Annotated in this window: 15 protein-coding genes; 11 read left to right on the forward strand and 4 right to left on the reverse strand. The window is 54.3% G+C overall.

What is annotated here, in order from left to right; genetic code table 11:
- Positions 1–17 precede the first annotated feature (17 nt).
- From amrS to WC980_05340, 3 genes are read right to left on the reverse strand one after another with little or no spacing between them, the layout of a single operon-like run.
- Positions 18–1,154, reverse strand: a complete 1,137-nt coding sequence (gene amrS / locus WC980_05330; protein ID MFA5794473.1) for an AmmeMemoRadiSam system radical SAM enzyme — start codon at positions 1,152–1,154, stop codon at positions 18–20.
- Between the two features lie 5 nt (positions 1,155–1,159).
- Entirely contained in the window at positions 1,160–2,110 is a 951-nt protein-coding gene (locus WC980_05335; GenBank protein MFA5794474.1) for a hypothetical protein, read from the reverse strand.
- Positions 2,111–2,138: 28 nt separating this feature from the next.
- Positions 2,139–3,131, reverse strand: a complete 993-nt coding sequence (locus tag WC980_05340) for a hypothetical protein (protein MFA5794475.1) — start codon at positions 3,129–3,131, stop codon at positions 2,139–2,141.
- Positions 3,132–3,554: 423 nt separating this feature from the next.
- Here WC980_05340 and WC980_05345 point away from each other — a divergent pair, with 423 nt between their 5' ends.
- The 11 genes from WC980_05345 (at position 3,555) to rfbD (ending at position 16,720) form a co-directional block, all read left to right on the forward strand.
- Positions 3,555–4,445 carry a tetratricopeptide repeat protein gene (locus WC980_05345; GenBank protein ID MFA5794476.1) on the forward strand — a complete coding sequence of 297 codons (891 nt, stop codon included), beginning with the start codon at positions 3,555–3,557 and terminating at the stop codon, positions 4,443–4,445.
- Positions 4,446–4,552: 107 nt separating this feature from the next.
- Complete coding sequence (gene nadA / locus WC980_05350) at positions 4,553–5,455, forward strand: quinolinate synthase NadA (GenBank protein MFA5794477.1); 903 nt, start codon at positions 4,553–4,555, stop codon at positions 5,453–5,455.
- A gap of 192 nt (positions 5,456–5,647) precedes the next feature.
- Positions 5,648–6,163, forward strand: a complete 516-nt coding sequence (locus WC980_05355) for a hypothetical protein (protein MFA5794478.1) — start codon at positions 5,648–5,650, stop codon at positions 6,161–6,163.
- Positions 6,164–6,552: 389 nt separating this feature from the next.
- A complete protein-coding gene (locus WC980_05360) occupies positions 6,553–9,045 on the forward strand; it encodes a transporter substrate-binding domain-containing protein (protein ID MFA5794479.1) in 2,493 nt (830 codons plus the stop codon).
- 1,684 nt (positions 9,046–10,729) lie between these two features.
- Entirely contained in the window at positions 10,730–11,572 is an 843-nt protein-coding gene (locus WC980_05365) for a fumarate hydratase (GenBank protein ID MFA5794480.1), read from the forward strand.
- Between the two features lie 224 nt (positions 11,573–11,796).
- Positions 11,797–12,336, forward strand: coding sequence for a Fe-S-containing hydro-lyase (locus WC980_05370; protein MFA5794481.1), 540 nt, complete (start codon positions 11,797–11,799; stop codon positions 12,334–12,336).
- 107 nt (positions 12,337–12,443) lie between these two features.
- On the forward strand, positions 12,444–12,809 hold the full coding sequence (locus WC980_05375; protein ID MFA5794482.1) for a hypothetical protein: 366 nt from the start codon (positions 12,444–12,446) through the stop codon (positions 12,807–12,809).
- A 3-nt stretch (positions 12,810–12,812) separates the two neighbouring features.
- Positions 12,813–13,214: a succinate dehydrogenase, cytochrome b556 subunit gene (locus WC980_05380; protein MFA5794483.1), complete on the forward strand. Its 402-nt coding sequence runs from the start codon at positions 12,813–12,815 to the stop codon at positions 13,212–13,214.
- Positions 13,211–14,920, forward strand: coding sequence for an FAD-binding protein (locus WC980_05385; protein MFA5794484.1), 1,710 nt, complete (start codon positions 13,211–13,213; stop codon positions 14,918–14,920). The genes WC980_05380 and WC980_05385 overlap by 4 nt, the downstream gene beginning before the upstream one ends.
- Before the next feature lie 119 nt (positions 14,921–15,039).
- Complete coding sequence (locus WC980_05390; GenBank protein MFA5794485.1) at positions 15,040–15,765, forward strand: succinate dehydrogenase iron-sulfur subunit; 726 nt, start codon at positions 15,040–15,042, stop codon at positions 15,763–15,765.
- Positions 15,766–15,874: 109 nt separating this feature from the next.
- Positions 15,875–16,720, forward strand: coding sequence for a dTDP-4-dehydrorhamnose reductase (rfbD, locus tag WC980_05395; protein MFA5794486.1), 846 nt, complete (start codon positions 15,875–15,877; stop codon positions 16,718–16,720).
- A gap of 1 nt (position 16,721) precedes the next feature.
- Here the strand turns inward: rfbD and hydG are convergent, their stop codons facing one another.
- Complete coding sequence (gene hydG, locus WC980_05400; protein MFA5794487.1) at positions 16,722–18,098, reverse strand: [FeFe] hydrogenase H-cluster radical SAM maturase HydG; 1,377 nt, start codon at positions 18,096–18,098, stop codon at positions 16,722–16,724.
- Positions 18,099–18,126 lie beyond the last annotated feature (28 nt).

The raw sequence follows: 18,126 nt of genomic DNA on the forward strand, positions 1-18,126 counted from the left end.
GTTCTTTGTGGTAAATACTAACTCCATATCCCCGGTATCTTCTGTCCGCAGCCGGGGCAGGCGCCTTTAACCATAACATTCTCCAGCACCTTGAAAGCCAGCCGTTTTATCAGTGTCTTGCCGCATTTGGGGCAGTAAGTATAATTTCCTTCGTGCGGGGCCACATTGAATGCATAGACGAACTTCAGCCCGGCATCCAGCCCTATCTGCCGCGCCTGTTCCACGGTCTTGACCGGCGTCATGGGCAGGCTGTTGAGCTTGTACGACGGCACAAACCGGCCCACGTGCAGCGGCGTATCCGGGCCCAGGTTCTTGACCAGCCATTTGCACATCTCTTTTATCTCGTCCATGTTATCGTTATATGACGGGATAATCAGGTTGACCACCTCCAGCCATTTGCCCTCGGCCTTGATGGTCTCCAGCGACTGGAGCACCGGCTTGTATGACGTCTGCCCGCAGACCTCCTGGTAGAACTTGTCGTTAAAGGCTTTGAGCGTCACGGCAAACGCCTCGGACACCTTGCAGATATCCTTGAGCGGTTGCTGGCTGATGAATCCGGCCGTACAGATGGCGTTCTTGATGCCCTCCTTGGCCGTGTATCCGGCCACCTCGAGCAGGTATTCCGGATAAACCGCCGGGTCGGTATAACTCCAGAGAATCGTCTTGCATTCTTTCTCATTGACCCATTTCAGGGCGTCCGCTTTGGTGAAATCTATGTTCTTGAGCTCGTCCGGCCGTTTCTGCGATATGTCCCAGTTCTGGCAATAAGCGCATCTCAGGTTGCACCCGCCCAGGGCGATGCCCAGCGCGTTGGTATTGGGCCTTATATGATAAAACGGGCCCTTCTCTATCGGGTCGATATTGAGCGTGCAAGGATTGTTGTAAGCCAGCGTGTACATCTTGCCCTTGATGACGCAGCGGGTCCGGCAGTATGAGAATTCGCCGTCCTTGTAGGTATGCTGGTTGGGGCAGAGGGTGCACTGCAGTTTGCCGTCCGGCAGTTTCCGGTAATAGAGCGCTTCTTTAAGTACGGCCGGGTCAGGCGCGCCCCTGGCCGCGAATGCCGGCATTAATCCCAGCGCCGGCAGCGCCGTCGCGCCCAGGCCCAGTTTCAAAGCCTGCTCCAGGAACTCCCTGCGGGAACATTTCTTCATAACCATTACTTGCCCGATTTAACCAGCTCCAGCCGTTTTGTCAATATCGGCGTGATGTTGGGCTTAAGGAAGAAATGGCCTGTCCGCCCGAGCATATTAAAACGCTGTTCTTCCATGCTGGACAGCTCCTGCCTAAGTTCTTTGACCTTATGGGTCGGCTTGAGCGATTCGGACAGTTGGGGCAGGTTCAGCTCGAACTCGGCGTCATTCATGGCCCGGGCTTTGTCCACCAGTCCGATTATACGTTCCTTTTCCTTGGCGTATTCATCCTCGGTCAGCTTGCCGATGTGCTGCTGGGCGTCGCCCATAAACCGCTGGACGAAATCATCCTGCCGGGTCTGCCACTCTTTGTCCGGTATGCCCCGCAGGCGTTTGAGCATATTGGAAAACATGGTGTTGTCGCTGGCCTGGCCGGCCCGGACCGGGTCCTTGAGGTTCTTGGGCGGTATTAGGCAGGGATTGAATGTGTTGATGACCTCTTTCTGTGCGTCGGAAAAGACGCCGTCCAGCTTGGACTCGACCTCTTTCAACCGGCGGTTGTTCTCGGTCTGGAGTTCCTTCTTCACGGCCTGTTCGATGCGGAAGGCCCGCTGTTCCGTTTCCTGCGGCACCTGCTGGTTCTTTTCCAGCGTATCTTTCAGCGTTTGGTAAGCGGCTACGCATTCCTTGAGCAGTTTCTCGTTCCGGGCGCCGGCCTCTTCGCGGATGGCTTGGGCATCTTTGTTGCAGGCGATGATATCGGTTATCTGTTTCTCGTTGAGGTTAAGTGCGTTAAGCAGGTTCAGGAAGCTGATGTCTTCGAAAAGCATCCGCATCTGTTCTTCAGGCTTGGGTGCCTGCGGCATGGGGCAGACTGCGGCCTCATCGGCCTTGTCAGCCGCGTTAATCGCCGGGGACTGCCACAATACCGTGCTGGCCAGCCCGGCCAGAGCCAATAAAATAATCGCTCTATACATATACAGCCTCCTTTTTTCGCATCTACAATTATTTCTTATCTTTGTTCGGAGTGTTGGTGTTAGTTGGTTGCTCGGCGTTCCAGTCCTTGCTTGGCATCGGCTTGAAGTTCTTCAATGCCGTCAGTTTGGCTTCCAGCACCTGGCACATCTTGGGCGCCAGGAAAAACTTACCGGTTTTCCCCAGCTTGGGTTTGTCTTTTTCCCGGTATTCGGTCATTATCTTTAAACGATCAGATAACTCTTCGCGCAGGTCTTTTATCTTGAACTCGTTAGCCAGTTCTTCCTTGCTGATTTCGAATTCATCGTCGTTCATGGCCCGGGCCTTGTCCACCAGCCCGAACAGGCGTTCCTGCTCCTTGGACTTCTCTTCGTCGGTCAGCTTGCCGTGCTTCTCCTCGAACCGGGCGAATTGCCTGTCGAGGATGTCGTTCTTCTTGGTTTCGTAGACCTTTTCCGGTATGGTGCGCAGTTTGCGCAGTGCGTTGATGGCCGCCTCGTTGGATGAGGCCTGTCCCACCCGGACCGGGTTTTTCTGGTTCTTGGGCGGCAATAGGCACGGCTTGAACGTAGAGATGACCTCTTTCTGGGCGTCGGTCAGCACCGCGTCCACCTTGGATTGCAATCCGGGCAGGGCGGCCTCGAACTCTTCCTTGAGCTGTTCGGCCTTTTCCTTCATCTCATTGGCTTTCTTACCCACTTCGGGCGGGATGTTGGACCCGTATTCTATCAGCGCCTGCTTCAGCGCCGTCAGGCTGGACAACAGCTCGCCGGACATGGCCTTGCCTTTTTCCTTGAAGCTGTTATGGACCGCCTCGGCCTCCTTGTTGACGCTGATTAACTGCTCTAGCTGCGCCTCGGTCAGGTTCAGCCCGTTGACCAGGTTGACCAGGCTGATTTCCGCCCTGAGCTCCACGGCCTGGGCGTGGATATTGTCGTCATCTGTTTCCTGAGCCCTGATATTGGCCGGCATAACCAGGCAAATGGCGGCCAGCAGTCCCGCGCCTAACAAACGTCTTTTCATAAACACTCCTTAGTTCGGCTGTTAGACACCGATTGGCGCTGTGGAGCCAAGCGGGGGAGTTACAGCCGACTATAGGTGGCAGTATAATTTCCGCACAACTGCCACCTACATCCTACATTCCATATTTTCACTATCGCTGTATATTATAACGAGCGAGCCCCGGAAATTATTGTATCCGCAGTGATGACAATAATTCCTTCGTCCCGGACGTTATACATTTATAATATGCCTAATCTGGCCACAGAGGCGCAGAGTCCACAGAGGCCTTGGTAAGAAGGGATAGTAAAAGCTTAAAATAAAAAACGCTTCGTGTTCTCTGCGCCTCTGTGGCTTAATTTATCATAAAATCCTTGCCGCTATTTCTGGACTTAAGCCGGCAAATTGATAATAAATTAACCAGCTATAACCAACAAGGAGGTGCTTATGCCGAAGACCCGCGATACCTGGGCCGCAATAATTCTGGGAGCATTCATTATCATCGCCGGATGCGATTCACGCCAGCCCGACCAATCGGAGCAGGCTGCCAAGGTCGACATCACCGCCGTCAGGGTCCTGATGTCCGAAAACCGGCTGGACGCCGCGGCCGAGGCCGTCAATACCGCACTCCAGGCCGACCCGGGCAACTTCAATCTGGTCGAGTTGCGCAAAGAGCTGGCCGATGCCTACCTTTACCGCGGGCTGGAATCCGATGAAGCCGGCGATTACCAAAAGGCAGTGCTTGATTATAACAAAGCCATAGAGCTCAATCCCGGCGACGTCAACGCTTACGTTAACCGTGGATTCCTTTACGACAACCAGGGCAACTACGAACAGGCCCTGACTGATTACACCCGCGCGCTGGAGCTCCGGCCCAACGACGCGGCCATCTACATCAACCGCGGGCTGATGTTCGAGCGGCTGGGCGAATACAACAACGCCGTGCTCGACTACACCAAAGCCGTCAACATCAACCCGGCCGACAGCCTGACCTATTGCAGCCGGGCCGGCGCCTACGAACGGCTGGGTGATTACGCCCGGGCCATCATCGATTACAACCGGGCGCTCGGGCTCAACCCGGCCGACGCCTTCGCCTACGTCAGCCGCGGCATCGCTTACGACGAGCAGTCCGAATTCGACAAGGCCATCGCCGATTATAACCGGGCGCTGGAACTCAACCCCAAAAACGCCGATGCCCGCTTTAACCGCGGCATCGCCTATCTCAATAAGGACGATTACGACCGGGCCGTGTCCGATTTCCGCGCCGCTGTTGATATCGAGCCCGACTACCCCGGCGCTCAGGAAATGATACAAAGCATAGAACGTGAGGATGATTAGCCACGAATAAACACGAAACCGCTGATTTTGCTGATTGAGCTGATTGTTTGCAGAATCCGTATAACCTGCCCGACAGTCAGGCGGGTCCGCGGTTGCCTTAAGGATATATGTCGGAATTGATACAAAAGATAAACGAACTCAAGTCCAAGCGCGACGCCATCATACTGGCGCACAACTACCAGCGTCCGGAAATCCAGGACATCGCCGATTACCTGGGCGACTCGCTCGGCCTGGCCCAGGCCGCCGCCAAGACCGAGGCCAGCCTGATTGTCTTCTGCGGCGTGCACTTTATGGCCGAGACCGCGGCCATACTCTGCCCGGATAAGACGGTGATTATGCCCGACCCCAATGCCGGCTGTCCGATGGCCAATATGATAACCGTGCGCGAACTGCGCCAGCTTAAGAACCGGTATCCCGACGCGCTGGTGGTTACCTACGTCAACTCCAGCGCCGCCATCAAGGCCGAAAGCGACTGCTGCTGCACATCGTCCAACGCCGTCCGGGTGGTCCAGTCGATGCCCAAGGACCGGCCGATTATATTCATTCCTGACCAGCATCTGGGCGACTACGTCCGGGCCCAGACCGGGCGGCAGATGATACTCTGGCACGGCTACTGCCCGACGCACCAGCGCATACTGGCATCGGACATCCGGGTCAAAAAGGCGCTCCATCCCCAGGCCCTGGTGGTGGTCCATCCCGAATGCTCCACCGAGGTGGTTAATATGGCCGACAAGGTGGCCAGCACCAGCGGCATCCTGGAATTCTGCCGGACCGATTCGGCCAAGGAATACATCATCGGCACCGAAATAGGGCTGATTCACCGGCTGAAAAAGGAAAGCCCGGGCAAGGTGTTTATCGAGGTCTCGGCCCTGGCCGATTGCCCCAATATGAAGCTCAACAGCCTGGAGAAATTGCTCTGGTCGCTGGAGGACCTGGAATATAAAGTCAGCGTCGAGCCGGACATCGCCCAAAAGGCCCTGCGCGCCATCCAGCGCATGCTGGAAGCCTGATTTGCCACGGGAGATACGGAGAATTAATTCTACCACTCTACGAACCCTGAAGGGTTCCAGAGCAAGAACCCGGAACGGGCGAAGGCTCGAAATTAGAAATTTAGTGCTTTGTTAGTTTCGTGGTTTCGTGGTAAAAAAGGTACTCAGATTCTTTAGCGGTTAATATTACAGACCCTGGTTAACAATACATAAATGGAACAGCCCAAATATTACGACAACTACCCGTTCTGGATGATTGCTTTGGCCAACCTGGTTTCCTTGGCCACTTACTTCATCGGAGCGTTCATCCTATACCGGCTGGGGATTGGCTGGGTGGCTGTTTATCTGGCCTATATCGTTGGTTTGGAGGTGCGGCTCCTGAAAGGGCACTGCGTCGATTGCTGGTATTACGGCAAATACTGCGCCTTCGGCAAGGGCAAACTCAGCAGTTGGTTCTTCAAGCCCGGCAAACCCGAAAGGTTCAACTGCAAACAGATTACCTGGAAAGATATCGTCCCCGATTTCCTGGTCGGCATCATCCCCATTATCGCCGGTATTGTTATCCTGATAAAAGGGTTCGACTGGCTGTTATTGGGAATGATTATCCTGCTGGCACTGCTCATATCGTTGGGAAGCGCGCTGGTGCGCGGCCAGATGGCCTGTAAACACTGCCGGCAGAGGGAGCTCGGCTGTCCGGCCCAGCGCCTGTTCGACAAATCCGGGAAATAATCTATTTATTTGACATAGCCAAGCAAACGGTTTATAGTATGGGGGCAGTTAAAATCCTAGAACCTAGAACCGAAAGGAAGAATGGAGTGTTTGGTAAAAACTCCGCCTTGGAAGCCGCATAGACAGCGGGAAAGAAAATTGGGTGTGTGTTACTGGACGATGGTGTTTGTCACCGGGCATAAATGGGATAAAGGCATTACGGTAAAATCTGCGGGTTCGCCGAAAAAATCCTTGACACTTTTCATACCAAACATATAGTAATTGGTACCCAGAAAATAAACTCCGGGCGCCAGAGGCGCTCCCCCATACGTAAGGGGAAATAAAATAATGCTGCGGTCTCAGTGGTAGTTTGAGTTCGTGTCTTTTATTTTAGCCAAAGGAGACGTCCGGTGGCATCAGAAAATACAAATCACCCGCGCCGAACAGTTCAGCCCGTCTCCCGGCCTTTCCCGGTCGGGAAGATTCTCCGGTCCATTTTTATTCTGGCCGTTGTTTTATTCTTATTGCCGCTTTCCCCGGCCCACGCCAAAAACCCCGATTACGCCAGGACCGTTCGGGTGGGCATTTATGAAAACAACCCCAAAGTCTTTGTCGATGCCAGCCTTACGCCCAAAGGCATATTTGTCGATATCCTCGACGAAATCGCCCGGTCCGAAAACTGGAAAATCGATTACCTTTACGGCACCTGGGCCGAAAACATCCAGCGCCTCGGCAACGGACAGATTGACCTGATGGTGGATGTATCCTTTTCAGCCGAAAGGGCCGAACAATTCGCCTTCAACCGCACCCCGGTGCTGGAATCCTGGCTCGACGTTTATTCCAAGCGCGAGGTCCGCATCAGCTCGATACGCGACCTTAATATGAAAAAAATCGCCGTATTGGAAGGGTCGGTCCAGGAAAAATACCTGCTTGAAGTGATTAAACCCACCTTAGGCATCGATTTTACCCTGCTTCCTTATCCCGATTATCCAGCCGGCATCAAGGCCGTAAAATCAGGTATCGCCGATGTCATGGTGGCCTCCAGGTTTTTCAGCTTCTCGTCGCAACGTGACGCCAACATCGTGCCGGCTAATGTCATATTCCGCAGCGAGGGATTGCACTTTGCCTTCCCCAAAAATATCGATGCCGGCCTGGTTGAAACCATCGACCGGCATATCGTGGCCATGAAAAACAATCTGAATTCGGCCTATTACCTGTCGCTCAAACGCTGGCTGGATATCCGGCCTCCGGCGCTGGTCCCGAACTATATCAAATATGCCCTGGCCGTCATAACCGGGCTGTTGATAATCATCGGGCTTTTCGCCCTGCTTTTGAGGCGCCAGGTGGCCTTAAAAATATCGGCGATCCGGGAAGCCTATCAGCTCCTCGATGAAACCCAAACCATCGCCGGTATGGGCGGTTGGGAATACGACCCGAACGCCCGGCATATGAAATGGACCAACCAGGTTTACCGCATCTACGGAGTCGGCCTCGACTACGACCCCGGCGACGCCTACCGTAACATCAGTTCTTACGCGCCGCACCACGCGCCCATCATCGAAAAGGCCTTCCGGCTGGCCGTTGAGGAAGGCCGGCCCTACGACCTCAAGCTGGAATTAATCCGCGGCGACGGCCGGCATATCTGGGTCTGGACCACCAGCCGGCCGGTCGTCAAAAACGGTAAAGTCATCCGCGTCAACGGCAACATAATGGATATCACCGCCGCCAAACACGCCGAAGCCGAAAGGAATAAACTCCAGGAGCAATTGTTCCAAGTCCAAAAGATGGATTTAGTCGGCCGGCTGGCCGGCGGCGTGGCGCACGATTTCAATAATATGCTTGGGGTTATTATCGGAAACGCCGAAACCGCCCTGAGCAAGACCGGACCTGAACAGGAACTCCATTCCGACCTGGAAGAAATCCTCAAAGCGGCCCATCATTCCGCCGGACTAACCCGGCAACTGCTTACCTTCGCCCGCAAGCAGGTGGTCGAGCCCAGGATCATAGACCTGAACGAAAAAATATCCGGAACGCTCAAGATGCTCAAAAGCCTTATCAGGGAAGACATCGACCTTAAATGGCAGCCCGAGCCCAGTCTCTGGCCGGTCAAGGTAGACCCGCTCCAAATCGACCAAATCATGGCCAACCTGTGCGTCAACGCCCGGGACGCCATCACCGGGACCGGTAAAATCATCATCGAGACCGCCAACAGCGTCTTTGACGAAAACTACTGCGCCAACAACGCTAATTATATGCCCGGGGAATATGCCATGATTGCCGTCAGCGACACCGGTTGCGGCATGTACAAAGAAACGCTGGGCCATCTTTTCGAGCCGTTTTTCACCACCAAAGGCATAGGCAAAGGCACCGGCCTGGGCCTGGCCATGGTTTACGGCATAGTCAGGCAGAATAACGGATTCATCAACGTCTATAGCGAGCCCCGGCAAGGCTCCACTTTCAAAATCTACCTGCCCCGGCACCGCGGCCCGGTTGACCAGTCCCATGCCAAAAGCGCCGCTGAAATCCCACGGGGCCAGGGACAGACGATACTGCTGGTCGAAGACGAAGACTCCCTCCGGAAACTCTTTACCGAATTACTGAAAAAATTGGGCTATGCCGTTTTGACCGCATCCTCGCCCAGGGAAGCCATCCGGCTGGCCCAGGAACACGACGGCGGCATCCACCTGATCCTGACCGACGTCATCCTGCCCGATATGAACGGACGCGACCTGGCAGGGCGCGTTAAGGAGACCCGGCCGGCCATAAAATGCCTTTTTATGTCCGGATACACCGCTGACGTCATCGCGCACCGGGGAATGCTCTTTGAAGAAGTGAATTTCATCCAGAAACCATTCTCGCAAAAAAACCTGGCGCTCAAGGTCAAAGAAGCCCTGGAAAAATAACAGGTAACCTGATGTAGATGCGACAGACATTAGGGATACCCCAAATTGATAGATTTCTGGCTCAGAAACTAATATAATGCATTTCCAGCCCGGACACCGGTGGGGGGTATATACACCCCTCATACCCCCCGGACTCAGTAATCATACACCCCGGTTCCGATAAGCATACCCCTCGATAGCAAGCATCATACTCCTCTATCCCGGTAATCATACCCCCCTTGGCCACGAATCATACTCCTCATAGCCGCTAATCATACCCCTGATGCCCGGCAAGCATACCCCCCGAACCAGAGAATCATACCCCCTGTAGCCGGTAATCATATCCCTTTATGACAATAGTCATACCCCCTTAAGCCGCGGAGCATATCCCCCGCAGCCACAGAGCATACCCCCGCATAGCAAATAGCATATCCCCCATAGCCGCTAATCATACCCCCGGTAGCCGGGAACCGTATCCCCTGGTATTTTTTACTGTTTATACGCTTTCCCATAAGGATGCTGTCAGGCAACGATTTTCCGGGGCACCGTACCCTGTTTTACATGGCCGGTAGTTCTCACATCTTTATGGTCTATCCGTGCCGCTTTCGGGGGCTACCCCTGGGGTCTTTACACCGTATTCCTGCCATATAGAAGTAGTAGTCCAGAACTCTTCATGTTCTATCCCTGGCACTTTCGGGGGGTAATTCCCACATCTTGAGGGGGTAGGGGGGAGGGTGGGTAGGTAGGGGTAGAGAAGGTGGTTAGGGGGGAGGGACACCCCCATCTGTACCTACCCCATAAAAAAACGTAACATTTTGCTTAAATAATGATTATAATGCATATTCGGAGGGGGGGGGATACCTACCCCCTCCCCCCATAACTCCTACTCCCTATGTCGATAACCCCTGTAGGGAGTATGGATAACCCCCATAGGTGGTATAGATAACCTCTATCGGGGGTGTGAATGACTGCTATAGGGAGTACCAATAATACCCATAGGCGGTATCGATAATCCCTATAAGGTGTGTGGATGACTACTATGGAACATATGGATAATATCTATAAGCAGTATCGATAACCCCTATAGGATATGTCGTAAACCGGTATTGGGGATGTTGATAACTAGTATTAGGGGTATCAATAACCGGGGCTGGGCGTATCGTAAACCTGGATTAGGGATATCGATAACCGGTATTAGAGATGCCAATAACTAGTATTAGTGGTATCGATAACCGGTATTAGGGATGTCAATAACTGGGATTAGGCGTATCGTAAACCGGGACTGGGTGTATCGTAAATGGGGGTAGGTGGTATAGATAACTCATATCCGCATAAAAAATACGTATTAATGTTTTTGGTATTGCGCTTCGGGGATAAGTCCTTGCCCATGAGGGTTCTTCTCAAGACCCCTCAGGGTCTAAGGGCAGGAGGCTGCGCACTGCCAGTAACGTTCTCCCCCGATATTTATCGGGTGATAACTAACGGGCACTAATAATTCCGCTCCGCGCAGTTTATCCCGCCTTTGGGCGGGGCTTCGGGGTCCCCGCTAAAGCGGGATAAGAAACTCTAATCCCGACAAAGTCGGGAAAGAGATTTCTAATAAGTGCCAGTACGTCGCTATACTCCTACTGGCACTAATTCTCTTGACAAACCAAGTGAAATGTTTAACAATCAAGGTTTTTACGACCACTGCGGAGCGGGCTGTATGAGAGAAATAAAAACCAACATCGTTACCGACGCCGTCCGGAAGCTGTGCATAGACGCCAATTGCCTCATCGGCGATGACGTGCTGGACCTGCTCAAAAAGTCCATCGCCAAAGAGGAATCGCCCACCGGCAAGGAAATCATCCAGCAAATCATAGATAACGACAACCTGGCCAGGGAAAAGATGATTCCGATGTGCCAGGATACGGGCACGGCCGTTATCTTCGTGGAACTGGGCCAGGACGTCCGTATCGACGGCGGCTATCTTTACGATGCCATCAACGAGGGCGTGCGCCAGGGATACAAGGAGGGCTACCTGCGCAAGTCCATCATCTCCGACCCGATCGGGCGCAAGAACACCGGAGATAATACGCCGGCCGTCATCCATACCGAACTGGTCAAGGGCGATAAGCTGAGGATTGATATCCTGCCCAAGGGCGGCGGGAGCGAGAATATGGGCGCGATGATAATGCTGCCGCCTTCGGCCGGGGTCGAGGGCGTTAAGCGGTTCGTGGTGGAGATGGTTAAGAAGGCCGGAGCCAATCCCTGCCCGCCGATTATCGTCGGCGTGGGCGTGGGCAGTAACTTTGACGGGGTGACGGTGCTGGCCAAGCGGGCGCTCCTGCGGCCGGCCGGCTCGGCTAACCCGGACCCGGTCTATGCCAAGCTGGAACAGGAATTATTCACCGAGATAAATAACCTGGGTATCGGCCCGCAGGGATTGGGCGGACGGGTGACCGCGCTGGCCGTTCAGGTGGAATACGGCCCGTGCCATATTACGGCGCTGCCGGTGGCGGTTAATATCAATTGCCATGCGGCGCGGCATAAAACGGTTATTTTATAGTACGCAGATTAACGCAGATTGTTACGGATAATTTTATAATTAATTTTACCACGAAAGCACGAAGGATCTGAGGCACGAAGAATATTTAAACAGGGACTGGACACATTCGCTTTGCTCAGTGTAAATGAGACTAGTAAGAGGCTAAATTAATCTCATAAAAGTCTCTTCAAAGTCACTGTTAATAATAAATAGGGATTGAATAAACTGATTAGAGAATTTAAGATATGAAACTTACGACACCGTTGACCGACGAGGCAGTGGCCAATCTGAAGATTGGCGACAAGGTGCTTCTGTCGGGCGTTATCTATACGGCCCGCGACGCGGCCCATAAGCGCATGGTGGACGATATCAAGGCCGGCAAACCGCCTTTTGACCTTAAGGGCCAGGTGATATATTACGTCGGGCCGACCCCGGAGCGGCCGGGCGAGGTCATCGGCTCGGCCGGGCCGACCACGGCTTACCGGATGGACGCCTACACTCCGTTTCTGCTGGAGCGCGGGCTGAAGGCCACCATCGCCAAGGGCGAGCGGGCTCCGGCCGTGATAGACGCCATGAAGAAATTCAAGGCCGTTTACCTGGTAGCCACCGGCGGCGCGGCCGCTTTGATACGCGGATGCATTAAGAAAGCTCAGGTCATCGCCTACCCGGACCTGGGGCCGGAGGCGGTGCGACGTCTTGAAGTTCTTGACTTTCCTCTGACGGTTGCTAATGATATACACGGTAACGACCTGTTCAAAGAGGGTGTTAATAAGTACCGCAGGTAAAACGGTTAGTGGCAGTTCGAGTCCCGCCCAAAGGCGGGATAAATTGCGCGAGTTACATGCTACGTTATCCCGCTTATTGCAGCGGGGTTAGAAAGCTATAGTTTAGTATGTCGGAAACACCTAAGGGGGCCGGTGGTTTACGCTGGTTCTTGCAGAGGTTTACGGGCATCATCCTTTCGGCCTGCCTGATTACTCACGTGGTGGTCATCCACCTGACCGGTGGCGAGGTCATAGATTTCAAGTCGGTCCTGGTCCGCATTCAGTCCAGTCTTTTCTGGTCTATCTTTTACATGACGTTTTTATCATCCACGTTATTCCACGCCCTGAACGGCGTCTACGAGATAATCGACGATTACAAACCGCCCAGATGGATTAAGATGTCCATAGCCGTTGGATTCTGGTTTGTCGGCGTGATATCGCTTTACTGGGGTGGGGCCACGCTCTGGGAATGGATAACCAGGCAAATAGTTTAATATATGAACGAGATGATTAAAAGAGCCATCGGCAATATCAGCGACGTGTTGCTAAACCGCAATGCCGGCACGTTCAGCTGGGTGATTCACCGGCTGACCGGCCTGGTCCTGGCCGGATACATCTTTATGCACCTGGTGGTGCTGAGCAGTGAGTTTGTCTTCGGGGCGGGCTCGTTCAATTTCCTTATGGGTATGTTCAAGAATCCGTTGATTCGGATGATGGAAATCTGCCTGGTCGGCGTCATATTCAGCCACGTATTCAACGGCCTGAGGCTGATAGGCATAGATTTATTCGGATTGACCCGCAAGCACGTGGTAATACTCTGGGTTATGGTGTTGCTGTTCCTGGTCGGGATGGCGGCCACGCTGGCGGTGTTCGTTCCGCACATATTGAAATCTTTATGAATTATGATGTAATCATAGTGGGCGGCGGGCTGGCCGGAATGAGGGCGGCCATTGCGGCGCAGGCCAAAGGCGTCCGGGTGTTGATCATTTCCAAACTGCACCCGCTCCGGTCGCATTCCGGCGCGGCTCAGGGCGGTATCAACGCGCCGCTGGCTAATAACCCGGCCGGCAAGGACGATTCGCCCGAGCGGCATTGTTTTGATACGATTAAAGGCAGCGACTACCTGGCCGACCAGGACGCGGTGGAACTGATGACCTCGACCGCGCCCAAGGCGATATACGATTTGGAGCACTGGGGCTGTCCGTTCAGCCGGACCGATGAAGGCAAAATCGCACAGCGTCCTTTCGGCGGCGCCGGTTATCCGCGTACCTGCTACGGGGCCGACCGGACCGGACATTATATGCTCCACACCCTGTACGAACAGGTGCTCAAGCGCAATATCCCGGTCCGCGAGGAATTCTTTATCACCTCGTTATTGGTTGAAGATAATGTTTGCTACGGAGTGGTCGGCATAGACATGGCTTCGGGCAAATTAGAGCATATTCTGGGCCACTCGGTAGTCCTGGCCACCGGCGGCGCCGGCCGGATATACGGCCGGACCAGTAACGCGCTGACCTCTACCGCCATGGGTATGGCCGTGGCATACTGGGCCGGGGCGCCGTTGAAGGATATGGAGTTTATCCAGTTCCACCCCACCGGCATCATCGGCAAGCATATCCTGATGACCGAAGGCTGCCGGGGCGAGGGCGGTTATCTGGTTAACAAGGACGGCGAGCGGTTTATGAGCAAATACGCGCCCAACTCAATGGAGTTGTCGCCGCGCGACGTGGTTTCTCGCTCCATTACCACGGAAATCGAGCAGGGGCGCGGGTTCGAGTCGCCCTGGGGCAAGTATGTTCACCTCGACCTGCGGCATTTGGGCGAGGCCAAGATTAAGGAAAGACTGCCGGGCATCCGGGATATATGCATGGACTTCCTGGCGGTTGACCCGATAAAAGACCCGATACCGATTCATCCGGTTCAGCATTATACCATGGGCGGGGTTGATACTGATGTTGACGGCGCCACCGGGGTCAAAGGGCTTTACGCGGCCGGCGAATGCGCCTGCGTCAGCGTTCACGGCGCCAACCGGCTGGGCGGCAATTCGCTCCTGGAAACCATCATATTCGGCGAACGGGTCGGGCTCAAGTCGGCCGAATACGCTCAGGCTAATAGCAATAAGAAACGTTTTGTCGACGACCTGGTTGCGCATATGAAGACGGCGCAGGAGACCGAGATCAAACTGATTTGCAACGATACCGGCAAGGAAGACCCATACAAGATAAGGAAAGAAATGGGCCAGGCGATGGACGACAATGTCGGTATATTCCGGACCGAAGCCGATATGCAGAAGGCGCTGGAAAAAGTCCGGTCCATCAAGGAGCGGCTGAAATACCTGAAGCCTTGCACGCCGTTTTCATCCTGGAACTACGACGTGCTCTGGAGGCTGGACCTGGTGGCCAACGTGGACGTGGCCGAGGTGGTGGTCAAAGGCGCGTTGGAGCGCAAGGAAAGCCGCGGTTCGCATTCCCGCCGGGACTTCCTGAAGCGGGACGACGTCAACTTCCTGAAACATACGCTGGCCTATTACAAGATGGATGGGCCGGAGATTAAATATAAACCGGTGACTATAACCAAGTATCAACCGCAGGAGAGGAAATATTAATGCCAGTTGGAGCGTAGCGACTTACTGGCATTTATCCCTGAGCGAAGCGAATGGGATTAGAGCCAGGAGAGATGTAGCGACATCGGGGCTAGAGCCAGTTATAGAATAGAATTAAGAATATGAATAGTTCGGTAACATTCAAGGTATTCAGGTTCGATCCGGCCAAGGACAAGGATTGCCGGTTTGACAGCTTTACGGTGCCGTTCGAAAAGGGGCTGACGGTGCTGGAAGGGCTCTATTACATAATGGAAAACCTGGACGGCACGCTGGCATTCAGGTCATCCTGCCGGGCGGCGGTGTGCGGTTCCTGCGCCATGCACGTCAACGGCAAGTACCGGTTGTCCTGCAAGACCCAGGTTGAGGCCTTGAACAGCGATACCATAACGGTCCGGCCGGTCGCCCACCTGCCCATCCATAAAGACCTGGTGGTGGATATGGGCCGGTTCTTCAAGCATTACGAAAGCATCAAGCCGTACCTGATGCCCAGCACGGCCATGCCCGAGAAGGAATTCCCGCAATCGCCCGAGGAGCGCAAGAAGATAGACAACTTCATCGACTGCATCTTGTGCGGCGCCTGCTACGGTTCCTGCCCGGTGGCCGGAAGCAACCCGGATTACATCGGACCGCACAGCATCCTGCGGGCGGCCCGCTGGATAAACGATTCCCGCGACACCATTCAGACTGAGCGCCTGAACGTGGTGGCCGACAACTTGGGCGTCTGGCGCTGCCATTCCATATTCAACTGCCAGGCGGCCTGTCCCAAGGACCTTGACCCGGCCGGAGCCATCACCCAGCTCAAGCGCAAGGCGCTTTGGCATAAGGTCAAGCGGATATTCGGCGGTTAATAATCTGATACACGATGCGTGATTCACGATACGCGTATCGTGCATCGCGTATTTCGCATTACATCTCTTACTTCTTGACTGTTGAGCCGTATTTATTAGTATCACATCCATGAAAGTACTTCTCATCGGCGCTAACGGCCAGTTGGGCACGGATGTCAGTTCGGTCTTTAAACAAGAGTTCGAGCTAGTGCCGCTGACCGTTGAGGACATCGATATCGCCGACCCGGCCCAGGCCCGTGCGGTCATAGAAAAGCACCGGCCCGGCGTGGTCATCAACACGGCGGCTTACCACAACGTGCCCGAATGCGAGAAATCACCGGATAAGGCATTTCTGATAAATTCCATTGCCGTCCGGAATCTTGTGTTGATCTGCCGCGATATCGACGCCCGGCTGATACACATCTCCACCGATTACGTCTTTGACGGCCGGAAGAAGTCGCCTTATACCGAGAATGATTCGCCGCATCCGCTGAATGTTTACGCCATCTCCAAGCTGGCCGGCGAGTTATTCGCCACCCTGGCCCCTAAGCATTACCTTATCCGGGTGGCCGGCCTGTTCGGCCTGGCCGGATGCATGGGCAAAGGAGGCACCAACTTCATCGAAGCTATCATCAAGAACGCCGCCCAGAAGCCCGTTCTTCAGGTGACATCCAACATCATTTCCAGCCCGACCTACACCTACGACGCGGCACTGCAGATAAAAGCCATGCTCAAGGCGGATATGCCTTCGGGTCTTTACCACTTGACCAACAGCGGTTCGTGTTCCTGGTATGAATTCGCGCAGGAGATAGACAAGCTGGTCGGGCTTAAGGTCAAGATAGAGCCTAAGGAAGAGACCGAGGAACAGGCCGGCGTCCGGCGCCCGCTCTATTCAGTGCTCAACAGCACCAAGCTCCAGCCGCTCAGGTCCTGGCAGGATGCGCTCAAGGATTACATCAGCAAGCGGAAGAAGTAGTTTAGAAGAATGTATCCCGCTTACCCTTAGCAATCAATTCCAACCGCTTAAGGGTTTCTTTCTTGATGGACTGGTCTTCTATCTGCGACAGGTATTTGTCTATAAGCCCTTTTCCCTTTTTAGCCAGTTTTTCTCCGGAGAAGTCGGCCAGATATTCGGCAAAAGTAAGTATGGCGTTGGGCCGGCAGAGCTTCTGGATTTCGCCCGGCTTGGCCAGGTCCATAAACCGATGGCCGGTCCGGCCGCTCCGGTAACAGGCCGTGCAGAAACTGGGCAGGAACTTGGCGTCCAGCGCGCTGTCGATGACTTCTTCCAGAGAGCGTTCGTCGTGCACGGTGAACTGCGGCTGCTTGGGCTTGTTGCCGTATCCGCCGGTGGTGGTGACCGAGCCGGCGCTGGCCTGGGAGATGCCTATCTTGAACGCCTGATGCCGGATGTCCGGCCGTTCCCTGGTGGATATTATCATTCCCGTATAGGGCACGGCCAGCCTGAGGATGGCGATTAGTTTCAGGAAATCGGCGTCCGATACCGGATACTCCGGTTTGTAACTAACGGTTGGCGCTTCGCAGAACCTTGGCACGGACAGGGTATGCGGCCCGACCTTGCAGGTTGTTTCCAGGTATTGGGCGTGTGCCACCATTGCGAGCACCTCGAAACGCCAGTCATACAGTCCGAACAGCACGCCCAGCCCGACGTCGTCCAGTCCGGCCTCAATCGCCCGGAGATGTCCGGTCAGCTGGCGCTCGTAGTCGGCTTTGGGCCCGACCTTATGCAGTTTATTGTAGGTCGGGCGGTGATAAGTTTCCTGGAAGAGCTGGTAAGTGCCGATATTGGCGCCCTTGAGTTTCCGGTAATCCTCAACCGTGGTGGCGGCGATATTGACATTGACCCGGCGTATATTGCCTTTGTCCGTCCGCACGGAATAGATGGCAGCTATGGCCTTGGTGACATAATCAATGCCGTTATTGAGCGGGTCTTCGCCCAGTTCCAGCAATACCCGTTTGTGTCCCAGGTTAATAAGGAATTTGGTTTGCTCGGCGATTTCGTCCATGGTCAGCACCCGCCGGGCCATCTGGCTGTTGCGGACGTGGAAGTTGCAGTATTCGCAGTCATTGGCGCAGTAATCGGAGATATACAGCGGCGCGAAGAACACCAGCCGCTCGCCGTAAATCTCCCGCTTTATCCGGGTGGAGGTCTCAAAGAGCTGTTCAACCAGGTCCGGGTAATCCATATTGACCAGATAACCGACCTCGGTCAGGTTCAGCCCCTGCTTGGCCTGAGCCCGTTTGATTGCCGCCAGTACCTGTTCGCGGGACGGTTTGGCGGTAGTGCTTAAAACGCCATCCAGGAAAACCGTCTCCAATGTTTTAGGTATCATATAATCGTTGTTCGTATTTCGTTTTTTG

The sequence above is a fragment of the Candidatus Brocadiia bacterium genome (assembly GCA_041658285.1).
Lineage (GTDB): Bacteria > Planctomycetota > MHYJ01 > JACQXL01 > JACQXL01 > JBBAAP01.